This window comes from Ruminococcoides intestinale, from assembly GCF_040095935.1.
GTDB classification, from domain to species: domain Bacteria; phylum Bacillota; class Clostridia; order Oscillospirales; family Acutalibacteraceae; genus Ruminococcoides; species Ruminococcoides intestinale.
Genome location: NZ_JBBMFQ010000004.1, coordinates 156718 through 172905, shown reverse-complemented (window position 1 = coordinate 172905; position 16188 = coordinate 156718). Strand labels below are relative to the sequence as shown.

General features: G+C 42.2%; 16 protein-coding genes. 4 read left to right on the top strand and 12 right to left on the bottom strand.

The genetic code is table 11. From position 1 onward, the window contains the following. The coding region (locus WMO31_RS08490) for an SLC5/6 family protein (RefSeq protein WP_498371336.1) at positions 1 to 600 on the top strand (600 nt) is incomplete at its 5' end. A 143-nt stretch (positions 601 to 743) separates the two neighbouring features. On the opposite strand, the gene WMO31_RS08485 is transcribed toward WMO31_RS08490, so the two are convergent. From WMO31_RS08485 to WMO31_RS08440, 10 genes are all read right to left on the bottom strand, one after another. Further along, positions 744 to 1217, bottom strand: coding sequence for a flavodoxin (locus WMO31_RS08485; protein ID WP_303807237.1), 474 nt, complete (start codon positions 1215 to 1217; stop codon positions 744 to 746). A 20-nt stretch (positions 1218 to 1237) separates the two neighbouring features. Next, a complete protein-coding gene (locus WMO31_RS08480; RefSeq protein WP_303807236.1) occupies positions 1238 to 1672 on the bottom strand; it encodes a cupin domain-containing protein in 435 nt (144 codons plus the stop codon). A 4-nt stretch (positions 1673 to 1676) separates the two neighbouring features. Continuing rightward, positions 1677 to 2198: a flavodoxin gene (locus WMO31_RS08475; protein WP_303807235.1), complete on the bottom strand. Its 522-nt coding sequence runs from the start codon at positions 2196 to 2198 to the stop codon at positions 1677 to 1679. Positions 2199 to 2567: 369 nt separating this feature from the next. Further along, positions 2568 to 3026: a transcriptional regulator NrdR gene (gene nrdR, locus WMO31_RS08470; protein WP_015524137.1), complete on the bottom strand. Its 459-nt coding sequence runs from the start codon at positions 3024 to 3026 to the stop codon at positions 2568 to 2570. Between the two features lie 99 nt (positions 3027 to 3125). Then, positions 3126 to 4478 (bottom strand): D-alanyl-D-alanine carboxypeptidase family protein, encoded by a 1353-nt coding sequence (locus tag WMO31_RS08465; RefSeq protein ID WP_101070944.1) that lies wholly within the window; start codon positions 4476 to 4478, stop codon positions 3126 to 3128. A 27-nt stretch (positions 4479 to 4505) separates the two neighbouring features. Then, the gene (gene recG, locus WMO31_RS08460; protein ID WP_367999514.1) at positions 4506 to 6551 is read right to left on the bottom strand and encodes an ATP-dependent DNA helicase RecG; all 2046 of its coding nucleotides are present in this window, start codon (positions 6549 to 6551) and stop codon (positions 4506 to 4508) included. 74 nt (positions 6552 to 6625) lie between these two features. After that, complete coding sequence (locus WMO31_RS08455; protein ID WP_015524140.1) at positions 6626 to 8272, bottom strand: DAK2 domain-containing protein; 1647 nt, start codon at positions 8270 to 8272, stop codon at positions 6626 to 6628. 221 nt (positions 8273 to 8493) lie between these two features. After that, positions 8494 to 9267 (bottom strand): TIGR00282 family metallophosphoesterase, encoded by a 774-nt coding sequence (locus WMO31_RS08450; RefSeq protein ID WP_015524141.1) that lies wholly within the window; start codon positions 9265 to 9267, stop codon positions 8494 to 8496. A gap of 81 nt (positions 9268 to 9348) precedes the next feature. After that, positions 9349 to 10527 (bottom strand): sporulation protein YqfD, encoded by a 1179-nt coding sequence (locus WMO31_RS08445; RefSeq protein WP_367999513.1) that lies wholly within the window; start codon positions 10525 to 10527, stop codon positions 9349 to 9351. 9 nt (positions 10528 to 10536) lie between these two features. Next, a complete protein-coding gene (locus tag WMO31_RS08440; protein WP_021884105.1) occupies positions 10537 to 10809 on the bottom strand; it encodes a YabP/YqfC family sporulation protein in 273 nt (90 codons plus the stop codon). 73 nt (positions 10810 to 10882) lie between these two features. On the opposite strand from WMO31_RS08440, the gene WMO31_RS08435 reads away from it, so the two are divergent. The 3 genes from WMO31_RS08435 (at position 10883) to WMO31_RS08425 (ending at position 14344) form a co-directional block, all read left to right on the top strand. Further along, positions 10883 to 11953 carry a nucleoside recognition domain-containing protein gene (locus tag WMO31_RS08435; RefSeq protein ID WP_367999512.1) on the top strand — a complete coding sequence of 357 codons (1071 nt, stop codon included), beginning with the start codon at positions 10883 to 10885 and terminating at the stop codon, positions 11951 to 11953. Between the two features lie 13 nt (positions 11954 to 11966). Further along, positions 11967 to 13799, top strand: coding sequence for an asparagine synthase (glutamine-hydrolyzing) (gene asnB / locus WMO31_RS08430; protein WP_367999511.1), 1833 nt, complete (start codon positions 11967 to 11969; stop codon positions 13797 to 13799). A 239-nt stretch (positions 13800 to 14038) separates the two neighbouring features. After that, a complete protein-coding gene (locus WMO31_RS08425; protein ID WP_242987244.1) occupies positions 14039 to 14344 on the top strand; it encodes a phosphatase PAP2 family protein in 306 nt (101 codons plus the stop codon). A 138-nt stretch (positions 14345 to 14482) separates the two neighbouring features. Here the strand turns inward: WMO31_RS08425 and mscL are convergent, their stop codons facing one another. Together mscL and tyrS are read right to left on the bottom strand one after the other, a co-directional pair. Then, complete coding sequence (gene mscL, locus WMO31_RS08420; protein ID WP_367999510.1) at positions 14483 to 14920, bottom strand: large conductance mechanosensitive channel protein MscL; 438 nt, start codon at positions 14918 to 14920, stop codon at positions 14483 to 14485. 33 nt (positions 14921 to 14953) lie between these two features. Beyond that, on the bottom strand, positions 14954 to 16180 hold the full coding sequence (tyrS, locus tag WMO31_RS08415; RefSeq protein WP_021884100.1) for a tyrosine--tRNA ligase: 1227 nt from the start codon (positions 16178 to 16180) through the stop codon (positions 14954 to 14956). Positions 16181 to 16188: the final 8 nt, after the last annotated feature.

Genomic DNA, 16188 nt, shown 5'->3' with positions numbered 1-16188 from the left:
GGTGAGGCTGTTCAGATTTGTGCATTGGACACTTTTGTTGCAATTGTTGCCGGACTTATCATCTTCCCTGCTTGCTTCTCATTTGGCGTTCAGCCCGACCAAGGACCTGCCCTTATTTTTGTGACGCTTCCGAATGTTTTCGTAAATATGATGGGCGGTCGGATTTGGGGTACGCTTTTCTTTCTGTTTATGACATTTGCAAGCTTTTCAACGGTTATTGCCGTGTTTGAAAACCTTGTTGCTTTTCTTACCGACACATTCGGCATGAGCAGAACAAAGGCGTCAATAATCAACGGAATTATTATGTTCTTTGCGTGTCTGCCGTGTATTTTCGGATTCAACATTTGGAAAGACTTCAACATTCTCGGCAAGGGTGTGCTTGACCTTGAGGACTTTGTTGTCAGCAACCTTCTTCTTCCGATCGGCGCAATGGTTTATCTCCTGTTCTGCACAACAAAATTCGGCTGGGGCTTTGACAATTACTTTGAAGAATGTAACACGGGTAAAGGTCTTAAACTTTCAAAAGTGCTGAAGCCGTACCTTAAATACGCACTTCCAGTGCTGATTGTTATTGTGTTCGTTCAAGGCTTTATCGGGTAGGATTAACAATCCCCTACGGCTCAAATTGTGCAAATTCGTACAATGTTACATTCCGATAAAATAACATATAAAACAAAAAACTGTACAACCATAATCGGCTGTACAGTTTTTTATTTTGCGGTAGAACCGCATTACAGAAAGGCTTATTTAATTAAATCAATCCATTTTTGAATTTCAGACTTTGGTGTACGCAGAACCGATTCATCAAAACGGATATTCATTCCCTGCTTTACATCGGCTGTACCGCAGGCATTTGCAAAATCTTTGAATGTGTGACCAATCCAACCGCCGTTGGTTGCAAACGGATAAACCGTCTTGCCCGAAAGGTCATTTTCCTTGAGAAATGTGTGCATTGCGGGGGCAAAAGTGTACCACCAAACAGGTGTTCCGAGAATTACCTCGTCATACTTGCTAAGGTCAATATTAAGCGGTTTTATTTCGGGACAATATCCGCTGTTCACTTCATCCTGTCCTTGATTTACAACCGAGTTGTAGTCGCCGTCATACGGAACAACAGTTTCGATTCTTGCAATGTCAGCATCCGTGCTTTTCTGAATCATCTCGGCAATGCTTTTTGTGTTGCCACGATAGGAATAATAAACGATAACTTTTTTCATATTCAGAAGCCGCCTTTCGATTAACCGAGTTTATTATATTCTTCATCGGTTACGGGTTCACACCACTCGTTTGAACATTCTTCGCCCGGCATTTCGGTTGCGATGTGTGAGAACCAGCTGTCCTTTTTAGCACCGTGCCAATGCTTAACCTCGGCCGGAATTACGATTACCTTACCCGGTGTAAGGCTTACAGGCTCTTTGCCCTCTTCCTGATACCAACCCTCACCTGCTGTGCAGATGAGGAGCTGACCGCCGCCGCTCTTTGCGTGGTGAATGTGCCAGTTGTTACGGCAACCAGGTTCAAATGTTACATTTAAAAGGTGAAGTCCGTCCTCGGGCTTTGTGAGTGGATTTAGGTATGACTCTCCGATAAAATACTTTGCATAAGCTGTGTTGGGAGTGCCTGTGCCGAATACATTATGCTTTTCAAATTCATCCTTGTCTGCAATTTTCATAATATTATCTCCTTGTGTAATTAAATTTTTTAATCCAATCATTAACAATGCCTTCTGCCTTATCGGCATCACTTCCGAACAAGGGAAGTCCGTTTGTTACGGTTGCACCTTTGGCAGTATTTTTAATATCATTGACTGTGTTTGAAAGTCCGCTTCCCTCGTGAGTGCAGAACGGATGAATTGTTTTGCCCGTAAAATCAAATGCTTCAAGGAAAGTATAAACCGCCATAGGCATTGTTCCGCAGTAGTTTGGATAGCCGAGATAAATTTCATCGTAATCGTCAAGATTCGGCAATGAAACAAGTTCGGGTCTTGCCTTTGATTTAAGGTCTTTAACCGACTGAGCAACACATTCCTTGTAGTTTGCGGAATACGGAACTTTCTGCTCAATTTTAAACATATCGGCTCCTGTGAGGTCTGAAATCATTTTTGCAACCTTTTCGGTGTTGCCGACTTTTACATAGCGGTACTGACCGCCGAAATAATTTTCATCTGCTCGTGAATAAAATGCAATTAACTTTGCCATTGTAAATCTCCTTTGTTTCAGAATTTTTACTATTTTTCATTTTGTTTTTTACTTTACAGGAATATATTACACCCTAAAGTTGACTTTAAGTCAAGAGGCATTTTTGATTTTTTCGTATAATTTTTAATTAACTGCATAGGTTGCTTTCCGTACAACACTCTTAGCTTAAATATTCTGCTGTTACTTGTGGGCATCCGATGAACTCCTCTATTTAAAATTGCAAAAGCAATCGCTATACTTACGCTCGGGCATAGTATGTTTTTGATATTGCAAACTATCTGCACGAACGGAGAGTTGCGGTACATCGCAAAAAAAATACTGTACAACCGAGAAAGGCTGTACAGTATCGGAATTATTCTTTATAAGAAACTATTTCTTTTCAGTAAGAAGCTTATTGAGTTCGTCCATAAAGGTGTTAATATCCTTGAACTGGCGATAAACAGACGCAAAACGTACATATGAAACCTCGTCAATATTCTTGAGCTGATCCATTGCAAGCTCACCGATTTGCTTTGAAGTGATTTCACGGTCAAGGCTTGACTGAAGCTGAGCCTCAATATCATTGACCATATTTTCAATCTGTTCAATTGAAACGGGACGCTTCTCACAGGCACGGAGAATTCCGCCTGTAAGCTTGTTGCGGTCAAAAACCTCACGGGATTTGTCACGCTTAACGACAATTATCGGAACAGTTTCAATCACCTCATGTGTGGTAAAGCGTTTGCCGCATCTCAGGCACTCTCTTCTTCTGCGGATTCTTTCGCCGTCATCGGCAGAACGAGAGTCGATAACCTTGCTTTCTTCATAACTGCAATATGGACACTTCATATGAAAACCTCCGAATAATTATTCCCTAAAATAATTATAACATACCGTTTTCAAATTTCAAGTATAGAAAATTTACAATTTAATTACACTTTTATTGCATCAGAGATTGCGGTAATGCTTAACATTTCTCTTCTTTCTTTTACGCTTACCGTGAATTTTTGAAATAATAAGGTAAATGATAAGAACGAGAATGATAAGAGCGATAATCACGATAAACCAATAGGACTGAAATACTGTGCCGATGATGTTGAACACATAGAGAATTCCGCTGCGTTCAATCTTTTCGCCTGCAACAACATTAACCTCGGCAAGCTTCTGCTTTTCGCTGTTTGCATCTGCTTTGTAATAGATTGTTGCCTTGCCGACTACCGAGCCTTTGTCAAGCGGGGCGTCAACGCTTTCGGGAATATCCTGTTCAATAATTATATTCTCATCTGTGCAGTCTTTCGGAACAATTGCACTGAGGTCGGTTTCGGGATAAAGTAATGTACTGTTTTTGCCCCATGCAAGGTTAACCTTTACTTCGCAAAGCGGTTTTGACGAGGTGGCTACCGTGTTCATTTCAAGACTTGTCAACGCCCAGCGGAAAAGGTCTGCCGCATCGGTCATTGTTGCGTAGTCCTCGGTCACACCTTCCTCATACGGTGCGTGAAGGAGAATTGCCATATATGAATAGCCGTCTGCCGACGCTGTCGTTACAAGACATCTGCCTGCCTCATTAGTCGTACCCGTTTTGATGCCCTTTGCGTACATATAGTAATACTCACCGCCACGGTTGGCATCAATGAGGTAGTTGGTTGTTACAAGGGCTGTATCGTCACCGTCACAAGTGTATGTACAGGTATTTGTGATTTCTTCAAAGCGAGGAAGAGTGAGCGCATAGGTTGTGATTTTGTACATATCACGGGCGGTTGTGTAGTGGTCGGGATCGTGAAGTCCGTCAGGATTTGCAAAATGAGTGTTTTCGCAACCAAGCTCCTTTGCTTTTTCATTCATCAGCTTGACAAAGTTATCAACATTGCCTTCACCGATATAATCGGCAAGAACCATTGCGGCATCATTACCCGAGGGAACCATCATGCTGTAAAGCAAATCGATTGCAGTCATACTCTTGCCGACATGATTTTCAACATTCGCAAGGGAACTGCCTGTGTTTTTGAGAACATCAAGAACCGACTGCTTAATCGGAATTTTTGTATTATCAAGATCGGCAATGTTTTCAACCGCAATTATGTAGGTCATAATCTTTGTTGTTGACGCAGGGTAACGCTTTGAGTCGGCGTCTTTTTCATACACGGTCTGACCTGAATCCATATTTACAAGAAGGATTGAGTCCGACTCGGTTTTTACATCATTAGGATAGGACGCAGCACCTGCCGATGTGAAAGCGGAACAGATAATGATGCAAAGCATACAGAGAAGTGAAAGTGTTTTGGTTATGGTTTTTCTCATTTACTTAATTCTCCCATTTATAGTTTTTCAGTTTAAAGCATTTTGTCCGCCACGCTCAAACAGGCGGTCTACCTCTGCTTTTAACAATCGTATTTCATCGTTTCGGATATCGCCGTAACAGTCCATTATGCAGTCTGCAATTTTTTGAGAAAGTTCAAGGCTTTTTGTGTCGGCAAAATCGGCAATTGACATCTGCGGAAGTCCGTGCTGTCTGTGACCGAAAAAGTCGCCGGGTCCTCTCATTTTCAAATCTTCATCGGCAATGACAAAACCGTTGTTCGTTGAACACATGACCTCAAGCCGTTCTCTTGTTGTCTTACTGCCCTTGTCGCTGATGAGAATACAATAGGACTGCGAACTGCCTCTGCCAACCCTTCCCCTCAGCTGATGAAGCTGTGAAAGTCCGAATCTTTCGGCATTTTCAATCACAATAACCGTAGCATTCGGAACATCAACGCCGACTTCTATTACCGTTGTGGCAACAAGAACGGAATACTCATTATCGACAAACTTACGCATAACCTCGTCTTTTTCATCAGACTTCATCTGTCCGTGAACTATGCCGACTGCTATGTCAGGAAATTCCCGCAACATCAAATCTGCGGCATATTCTTCGGCTGACGCAACATCGTCAAGCTCGCCTTCTTCAACAAGGGGACAAACTATATACGCCTGTCTGCCGTGTTTTACTTCACTGCGGATAAAGTCATACACTCCGCCACGCATTGCAGAAGTTCGCAACACGGTTTTCACGGGTTTTCTTGACGGCGGAAGTTCGTCAATTATTGAAATGTCGAGGTCGCCGAAAATGATAAGTCCGAGTGTTCTCGGAATCGGGGTGGCACTCATAACAAGCAGATGCGGATTGTTGCCCTTGCCGAGAAGCTTTGCTCTTTGTGCAACGCCGAATCTGTGCTGTTCGTCGGTTACGGCAAGTGCAAGATTTTTAAACTCGGTTTTATCGGTAATGAGAGCGTGTGTTCCGATTACCATATCAATCGAACCGTCTGCAAGTGATTTTCTGATTTGTTTTTTTTCGGATTCCCTGAGTGTGCCTGTCAGCAGACCAACCTTGATATCCGTATTTTCAAAAAGCTTTTGAAATGTTTTGTAATGTTGTCGGGCAAGGATTTCAGTCGGCGCCATAAATGCGGTCTGAAATCCGTTTTTGGCAACCGTGTAGCAGACCGAGGCTGCCACAGCCGTTTTGCCCGAACCTACATCGCCCTGAACAAGTCGGTTCAGCGGAGATGATTTGTTGATTATATCGTTTATGCAGTCCGACACCGCCCGTTTTTGGGCATTTGTCATTGTGAACGGCAAAAGCGATTCAAATTCTTTTGAATAATCCTTTGTGATTTCAAGAGAGGTTACTCCTCTGCTGTGGTCACGCAGATTTCTCATTCCGAGGTTCAGCACAACAAGCTCTTCGGTAACAAGCCTTTTTCGGGCTTTTTCAAGCTGTTGGCGGTTCTTCGGAAAGTGAATGTCAAACAACGCCTGTCTGAGTGAGCAAAGGTCAAATCTTTCTCTTATGGCATCGGGCAAAGGATCCTTAATTTTTGACGGCAGCATTGAAAGTGCCTGTCGTACGGCTGATTCAACCGATTTACTCGGAAGTCCTGCCGTTTGTCTGTAAATCGGACGGATTTGTGTTCCCTTGACAGCAGGAGCAAAAGTCGGAGATACAATCTGCATTCCGTAGCTGTCGGATGAGATTTTTCCGTAAAAGAAATATTCTCCGCCCTGTCTGAGCATTGAGCTGATGTATTTATTGTTAAAAAACACAAGCTGAATTGAACCCGTTTCATCATAGACTGCGGTTTTGGAAATAATTCTTCCGCCGCTTATTCGGGTATCGTTTACAGATGTTGCGACAACAGCCTTTATGCAGACGGTTTCACCGTATTCAAGCTCGTCAATATGCTTGATGTTGCTCCAATCCTCGTATGTGCGTGGATAGAAATTAATCAAATCTCCAACGCTTTTAATTCCGAGTCTAGCAAAAAGTGCGGCACGCTTTTCACCTATTCCGTTCAAATTTGTAACGGGAGTTTTATAAAGTGATGTCATACCGCACCTCCGTTATACAAAACGGGAGCATAACCGTAAAAATTATGCTCCCTGAAAAAATCCGATTTAAATGCTTATTCTACGCTGAGAATAAAGTAGTAAACAGGCTGGTCGCCCTTTACAAGAGTAATATCGGTTCTTGAACCGAACTTTTCACGAAGCTCTCCGTATGCCTTTTCTGCCTCTTCCTCACTTACATCCTCACCGTAGATAAGAGTAATGAATGAAGTGTCACGGCTGACCATATCCTTTGCAAGCTTGACAAGAGCCTTAACTGTGCTCTTTTCTGTGATTGTAAGCCTGCCGTTTTCAAGGGCGATAATGTCGCCCTCTTTGATTTTCTTACCACCAAATTCACTGCTTCTTGCGGCAAAGGTTACAAGACCTGTGCCCACAGACGCAAGTGCGTCCGTCATAAGCTGTGCGTTGCTTTCGGCAGAAATCTCGGGATCAAAGTTGAGCATTGCCGTCATACCCTGCGGAATTGTTCTTGTCGGAACAATGATGACATTTCTGTCTTTTACCATCGGGATTGTCTGCTCTGCGGCAAGAATGATGTTTTTATTGTTTGGAAGAACAAGAACATTCTTGGCAGGAGTTGCCATAATTGCCTCATAGATATCGTCTGTACTCGGGTTCATACTCTGACCGCCCGAAACAACATTGTCACAACCGAGGTCTTTAAAGAGGTCTTTAAGACCGTTACCTGCGGCAACTGCAACAAAGCCGAAATCGTTTTCAGGTTCTGCGGGAACAAACTTTTCCTTTTCAGCCTTTTTCTTTGTTGACTTGACATTCTTGTGCTGTTCCTTCATATTCTCAACCTTAACCGTGAGAAGCTGACCGAACTCAAGTCCTTTTGAAAGAGCATTGCCCGGCTGTTCCGTATGAACATGAACCTTGATAATCTCATCATCATTTACAACAACTACGCAATCACCGATTGATTCAAGATAACTGCGAAGCTCGCCGATTTCGGTTTCAATCTCGGCATTTCTGCCAACGATGAACTCTGTGCAATATGTGAATCTGATGTCATCGTCAAATTCAGCGGCGGCACTTTCAAATGTGCTGACGGTTGCAGGAGCTGTGTCATCGTCAGCTTCAATCATAATGCCGTTCTTAATTACAGAGAGCATACCCTCAAAGATTACGCAAAGGCCCTTACCGCCTGCGTCAACAACGCCTGCCTTTTTAAGCACGGGCAAAAGCTGAGGAGTGATTGCAAGCGCCTCGTTAGCCTTGTCAACGATTGTCTGCCATACAGACACAACATCTCTGTCATACTTAGCGGCTTCGATACCTGCCTCATAAGCCATTCTTGCAACCGTGAGAATTGTTCCCTCTGTCGGTTTCATAACAGCCTTGTAAGCGGCGTCAACACCGATTCCGAGTGCTGCGGCAAGATTTTTGCCGTCAACTTCTTCAATGTCTTTAAGTCCCTGGGCAAAGCCACGGAAGATTAGTGAAGTGATAACACCCGAATTGCCTCTTGCTCCACGGAGCATTGCAGACGCTGTGATACCTGCGGCATCACCTGCACAGGTACCGTCAAAATCTTCAAGTGCTGCAACAGCCGCATTGACTGTCATTGACATATTTGTACCTGTGTCGCCATCGGGTACAGGGAAAATATTAAGATCATTTATACTGTTTTTTTGGTTTGAAATATTATTCGCACCGGAAATAACAGCCTGTTTGAGAATTTGTCCGTTTATCATTTAGGCACATCCTTTTAATGTACATTTCTTAATCAACTGCACAAGCCGATTTTACACCGACAAACGCAGTTTTACAATAATTCACATTATAACATTATACATTATCAGCTTGTTTTTTGCAATAGTATAATACACTAATTATCTGCAAAAAAAGCCGACTTAATCGGGATTGTTTCATATTTTTTGACAATTGGAAACAATTTACTTTATGCTGATTTGTGTTATTCAATACGCATTGACTCGGCTGAAACGCACTTTCCGCTTTTGTCATCAACATCAAAAAGCGTACATTCCATTTTGCATTCTCCGCTTGCAAGGTCAAAGCGCTGCGGAAGCTTATTTTTCAGCTTTGCAATTATGATTTCGCTCTTTACACCGAGAACGGAATGGATTGTGCCCGTCATTCCCGTGTCGGTTATGTAGCCGGTTCCCTTCGGAAGAACCTGTGCGTCAGAGGTCTGAACATGGGTGTGTGTTCCGAACATTGCGGAAACTCTGCCGTCAAGGTAATAACCCATTGCCCTTTTTTCACCCGTTGCCTCTGCGTGAAAATCAACAATTATGATTTTGCTTTCAGCCTGTTTAATCATTTTATCTACACATTCAAAGGCGCAATTCAGGTTGTTATCCATATAGGAATTACCCATAATATTTATAATCGACACAATTCTTCGCCCTGTGTCAACATTAATTATACCTTTGCCGGGTGTTGAATTTTCGGGAAAATTAGCGGGTCTGACAATGAAGGGATTTGAGTCAAGGCAGTCATAGACTTCTTTTCTGCGGAAAGAATGGTTGCCGAGTGTAATTGCGTCAACTCCGCTGTCAAAAAGATGCTTTGCAGACACGGGAGTCAGTCCGTTGCCGTCAGCGGAATTTTCACCGTTGCAGATTACAAAATCAACGCCTTTCACCTTTTTGAGCGTGGGAAGATTGTTGCGAAGAAATTCACAACCGATACTGCCTACAACATCACCTATACATAAAATTCTCATAGTTATCCCTCCGTTTGTGTCCGATTGCAAAATTTCAGTCGTTCAAAGCAAAACATACAAATTGATTATAACACAACTTTTCTATTCTGTCACATCAAAATCAACCTGATCTGCAATATTTTCGTTAAAAATATAATCTGTTGTCACCCTGTAGCCGTCTTTATTTTCTTCAACGGAAATTTGTTTTGAAATAACCTTGCTTTTATTCTTTGCAAAAATCTCATAGAGAATACAATCAGCCTTTGCAATCTCCTCAGCCTTGTTTTTACTTACAGAGTTTTCGGTTGTTACAAGTTCACGGTCGGTTCTGATTTTAAGTCCTACCGGCAGAACAACATCATTTATAAAGAGATTTTCTCCGTGAACTGTGCTTACAAAATTGTCGTAGTTTTCAAAGGCAAGGTTACAGGGAAAATCAAGCCATAAAAATCTGAAATTTTTTCTGTCAACATAATTTTCGTCAGCGTAACTGTAGGTTACTTTTTTCGGAATTGAAAGCGTTTGCTGTTCGGTAATATCGGCATAAACCTTTGCGTTTGCTCTCAAGTAACGCATATCGCCCTGTTTGGTTTCGTCAAGACCGCTGACAAGAATCTGACCGTTCACAACTCCGCTGCCCTTTGTAACAACAGGTCTGCCGTTGTATGCCTGAATCCGTGTTATGACTCCGTCCTTAACCGCTTTTACATTGCAGGGCTTTTTTGAGGTGTCAAGCTTCGGCTTTTTGTAGGTTTCCTTAACTTCAACCGTGACAAGACTGCCCGTTATGTTTATGCTCATCCAGCGGATATCGTCACATTTCAGCTGAATATTGCGTTCTATCTGATCTGTATCGAGATTGTTTTTCCACACACCGACAGAAATCCCGTTATCATCAAGTAACGATTCAAGATATGTATTGCTGATTTCCTCTGTACCCGAAATTTTTACCGACCAGATAAAATTTGAAAGAAAAATACAGAGAATAATTCCGCATACCGCACCTGCAAAAAGTCCTGTTCTCTTCTTATAGCGGTTAATAATAAACGGCAGTCCGTGTTTGGCTGTTATTCTTGTTTTAACCCTTGATTTGCGTGCAAGAATTCTGATTTTTTTGTAGTCGGAAAGGTACATTGAGGCTGATATTGCGTTCTTTTTCGGAACGGGATTCCAGAGATTTACACCGTTTTTTGCGGTTATATTCATAAATCTTTCGGGAAATTTTCCGCTTGCGGTAAAGTCCACACTTCCTCTGAGAAAGCGTATTATTTTAAGGAGCATAGTTTCACCTCACGAAAGAAAGTTGATGTCGGTTACAAAGCCTTCAATTTCAACGCAGGAGCTTGAAATGCACTTCAATGTCATTCCTCTCCCACAAAATGAAATTACGGTTTTGCAGGTATTAATTTTTATGCTTTCGCTGTCATAGAGCAAAATTCCCGTTGAACCCTCAACGGTTATTCTGCGGTTTCCGAGCATCTCTATATACGGCATTGTTCCCATATCAAACATCGGAGAAGGCAATCTTTCGTTTTTATCGGCAATTCGTTTCTTCTTTGGCAAAAAAATCTCCCCTGTTTTCGTTTCTCATTTATTTTTATGCAACTGCCGTCATATATATTAATTGGTGATTAATATGTTCCTGAGTAAAAGTGCCGTAAAGGCGGTGAATATTTTTAAAGCAATCGGAATTTTCCTTTTATGCATTACGGCTCTTTTGTTTTCAAAAGAATGTTCAAAGGGAGCTGAAAACGGCATAGGCTTGTGCCTTTCAACGCTTGTACCGTCACTTTTCCCTTTCATGGTGCTTGCCTCATATATTACAGATAGCGGTCTTGCAGAAAAAATCGGCAGACATCTTTCATGGCTGACAAAACCGCTTTTCGGACTTAACGGTTGCTTTGCGTCGGCAATAATTCTCTCGCTTGTCGGAGGTTATCCCGTTGGTGCAAAGACGGTAAATTCGCTTTATAAAAAAGGTGCGGCAAGTGAAAGTGAGTGTAAACGGGCAGGTCTGTTTTTAGTGTGTTCGGGACCGGGGTTTCTTGTGAATTTTATCGGTGCACAGCTTTATTCGAGCATTGAAGTCGGGTTTATTATATTTGCCGCCCAATGCATCTCGGTTTTTATACTTGGATTTTCTTTAAAATTCGTTTACATAAATAAAGCTGATGATAATTCCAATTCAGAAACATTAATAAACACTCCGCAAAAAGGCGACGCACTTGTAAAGTCTGTTCTTGACGGTGCAAGGGGAATGTTTGCAATCTGTGCATTTGTGGTGCTGTTTTCGGCATTTACTGAGATTTTCTGCTCACACATTACGGATGAAAATATTCAAAAACCATTTTTGATACTCACGGAAGTTTGCAATGCTGTTACTGCGGTATCGAAAGATTTGCCGATTGAGGTTGTTGCATTTTCGGCAGGATTCGGCGGACTTTGCGTACATTTTCAGATTTTCTCGGCACTTGGAAATATTAAGGTAAATAAAATATTATTTTTCTTTTGCAGAATTTTGCAAGGATTTATCACCGCATTGCTTACGCATTTAGGAATAAAACTTTTCTCCGTCACAACCGATGTTTTTTCAACATCAACGGTTGAGAATTTCAGTTTTTTCGGAGGAACTGTCCTTTCGGGAGCGGCTTTGCTTTTTACCGCTTTATGCTTTTTATATTCACTCAAAAATTACAAACAAAATTGACGGAGGTTACTTTATGTGCGGAATAGCAGGATGGATTGACCACTCACAGGATATGAGCGAAAGAATTGATTTGCTCAACAGAATGTCTGAAACACTTGACAGGCGAGGTCCTGACGAAAACGGTTTGTACATTAACCGAGGGGCGGCGCTTATGCACAGGCGGCTTGTTGTAATTGACCGTGAAAACGGCAAACAACCGATGTCGGTTCGTCACAAGGACACGACCTATGTCATTGTCTATAACGGCGAACTCTACAACACAGCCGAGCTTCGTGAGGAGCTGAAAGCATCGGGTTTTCATTTCAGAGGTCACAGCGACACGGAGGTTGTGCTGAAATCGTACATTAAATACGGTGTTGACTGCTGCAAAAAGCTGAACGGAATTTTCGCCTTTGCAATCTACAACACAAGCGACAAATCGCTGTTTTTGTGCAGGGACAGAATCGGCGTTAAGCCGCTGTTTTACTACGAATACAACGGTGGCTTGCTGTTTGCGTCAGAAATAAAAGCATTGCTTGCAAGCAAGATTGTAAAGCCTCAAATTGACGAACAGGGGCTCAATGAAATTTTCTTTTTAGGGCCTGCAAGAACGCCTTCGTTCGGAGTTTTCAAGGGAGTATTTGAACTTAATCCGGGCGAATGTGCAATGTATAGGCACTCAAAGTTTCGCCGAAAAAAATACTACACCGTTGAGGCAAAAGAGCATACAGACAATGAAGTAACTACCATTGAAAAGACGAGATATCTGCTGACTGATGCAATTCAGCGACAGCTTGTGAGTGATGTTCCGCTGTGCTTTTTCCTTTCGGGAGGGCTTGACAGCAGTATAATTGTCAAGACCGCATCAATGTACAACAAGGAGCATAAACTCGGCAAAATCAACACCTACTCGGTTGAATACCGTGACAACGAAAAATATTTTCAGAAGAGCAATTTTCAGCCTACTCCCGACTACGAATTTATTTCGATGATGTCAAAAAATGCCGACACAAAGCACAGGGAAATTGTCCTTGACAACACGCTTGTGTGCGACGCACTTTATGAAAGTGTTCAGGCAAGGGATTTGCCGGGGTATGTCGATGTTGACTCGTCACTTTTGCTCTTCTGCAAAGAAATCAAGCAAAACTACACCGTTGCACTTTCGGGAGAATGTGCCGATGAACTTTTCGGCGGATATCCGTGGTATCACAACCATGAAATACTTTTTGAGGATTGTTTTCCGTGGTCAAAAAGTCAGGATATTCGCAGGAGCATTCTCAAGGACGGTGTGCTGAAAAACGGCGAAGAGTATGTCAGACAAAGGTATCTTGACACAATCAGCCTTGCCCCAAAGCTTAAAAGTGACACCGACCTTGACAGGCGAATGCGAGAGATGTTCTACCTGAATTTTTACTGGTTTATGCAATGTCTGCTTGAGCGAAAAGACAGATGCTCAATGTTCAGCGGACTTGAGGTGAGAGTGCCGTTCTGCGATTACAGACTTGTTGAATATGCGTACAATATGCCGTGGGAATTAAAGGCATGGGGCAACCGCGAAAAGGGAATTGTGCGAAAGGCTTTTGAGGATATTCTGCCCGAAGAAATTTGCTGGCGAAAGAAAAGCCCGTACCCGAAAACGCACAATCCGATTTACTTCAATGAGTGTGTAAAACGGGTTAGAAAAATTCTTAAAAAGCGTTCAATTCTAAACGAACTGCTTGACCGAAAAGGGATTGAAGATATCATTGAAAATCCCGATAAAATCACAAATCCGTGGTACGGTCAACTGATGAAAGCACCGCAGATTCTTGCGTATATAATCGAACTTGACTACTGGTTTGATAAATATAATGTTGAAATAGTGTAACTGTTATGTTAAAATCGGAGTGTAAAAAGCTCCGGGAGATGTAGAAAATTAGCCGTAAACAATATATTAAACTGACCGATTTCTTCAAGAATAACAAATCCGCAAAAAATGTGTTGAAATTCGTATATAAAATTTTTCCGCTGACAGTATTTGCAAGCTATCCGATTTTGCTTGTATATACATTTTTGTGGCAAAAAGATTTGTTTTTAAAGTCGCTGACTGTGCCTGCGGGGGTGTTTTTGGGAATAACACTTCTGCGAATTATCATAAAAGAAGAACGCCCGTATGTGCGGTACGGAGTTGCGCCTGTTTTTGCAAAGAACAGCAAGCCCGACAGTATGCCGAGCCGCCACACCGCAAGCGCATTCATCATTGCAATGGCAATTTTGCGGTTCAATGTGTGGGCAGGGATTGCATACCTCTTCATTGCGGTTATGATTTCCGTGTCAAGAGTGTGCGCAGGAGTGCATTATGTGCGTGATGTCATAGTCGGCGCAGCAATAGCAATCCTCTGCGGAATAGTATTTTTGTTTTTGGTGTTTTAATATATAATTGTGCAGACGGTAACAATGTTACGCTCAATCATAATTTTCAATTTAAAAAGCCACAGTAGATTTTAACTTTCTACTGTGGCTTTTTGTTGGTTGTTAAGTTGTGTAATATCTGTTTATGTAACAGCGATATTATTTTTTGTTGTCTGTTTTTTCTGTAAGGTCGATGATATCGCCTGTGCAATGGGGACATTTTGTAGCTTTGATATCAATATCACAGAAACAGAACGGACATTTTTTTGTTGTGGGAGCTTCTTCGGGTTCAGTTTTTTTGCCGAGTGACATAACCTTGTTGACAAGCTTTACGATAAGGAAGATTACGAAAGCCATAATCAGGAAGTTGATTACCGCTGTGATAAACTTACCATACATAATTGTTGCGCCGTTGATTGTAACCTGAAACTGGTCAAAGTTGACACCGCCGAAAATACCGAGAATCGGCGAAATGATATCGCTTGTGAGAGAAGTTACGATTGCCTGAAAAGCCGCACCGATGATAACGCCGACTGCGAGATCAAGCACATTTCCACGCATTATGAATTCCTTAAACTCCGAAAAAAACTTTTTCATTTTGCCCTAATCCCCTTTATTTAATTTTCAAAATCAGCCAAGAATTGCCTTATGGTAAACCTTTTTACCCTTTTTGATTACAACATAGCCTTTTTCAAAATCAGACTTTGCAACCTTTGCGTAAACATCTGTTACCTTTTCATCGTCAACAGAAACACCGCCCTGCTGAATAAGTCTTCTGCCCTCACCGTTTGAAGGAATGAGTCCGCACTTCTTCATGAGGTCAAGAATTCCGATTTCGCCGTCTGCAAAATCAGCCTCTGTAAGAGTTGTTGAAGGCATATTGTCAGTATTTGTCTTGTTGCTGAAGATTGCTCTTGCGGCCTCCTGAGCCTTGTCAGCCTCCTCTTTGCCGTGAACAAGCTCTGTAAGCTCATGAGCAAGAATTTCTTTTGCTTTGTTGATTTCACTGCCCTCAAGCTTTGCAAGCTCATCAATTTCTTCAAGCGAAAGGAATGTGAGCATTTTAAGGCACTTGATTACATCGCCGTCATCAACATTTCTCCAATACTGATAGAAATCGTAGGGGCTTGTCTTTTCGGCTGAAAGCCATACTGCACCCGACTGGGTTTTACCCATTTTCTTACCCTCTGAGTTGAGGAGAAGGTTGATTGTCATTGCGTATGCGTTTTTGCCGAGCTTTCTTCTGATAAGCTCTGTACCGCCGAGCATATTGCTCCACTGGTCATCACCGCCGAACTGCATATTACAGCCGTACTTCTGATAGAGAGCATAGAAGTCGTATGACTGCATAATCATATAGTTAAATTCAAGGAAGCTGAGTCCCTTTTCCATTCTCTGCTTGTAGCACTCTGCACGAAGCATATTATTAACGCTGAAACAAGCGCCTACATCACGGAGAAGCTCAACATAGTTAAGGTCAAGAAGCCAGTCTGCGTTATTTACAAGAAGAGCCTTGCCCTCAGAAAAGTCGATAAAACGGCTCATCTGCTTTTTGAAGCAATCAACATTGTGCTGAATTGTTTCCTTTGTCATCATCTGACGCATATCTGTTCTGCCTGACGGATCACCGATCATACCTGTGCCGCCGCCTACGAGTGCAATTGGCTTGTTGCCTGCCATCTGAAGTCTTTTCATAAGGCAAAGAGCCATAAAGTGACCTACATGGAGACTGTCGGCTGTCGGATCAAAGCCGATATAGAATGTGGCTTTACCGCTGTTTACAAGCTCTCTGATTTCTTCTTCGTCCGTAACCTGAGCGATAAGTCCTCTGGCTACGAGTTCTTCATATACTCCCATATTTAAAA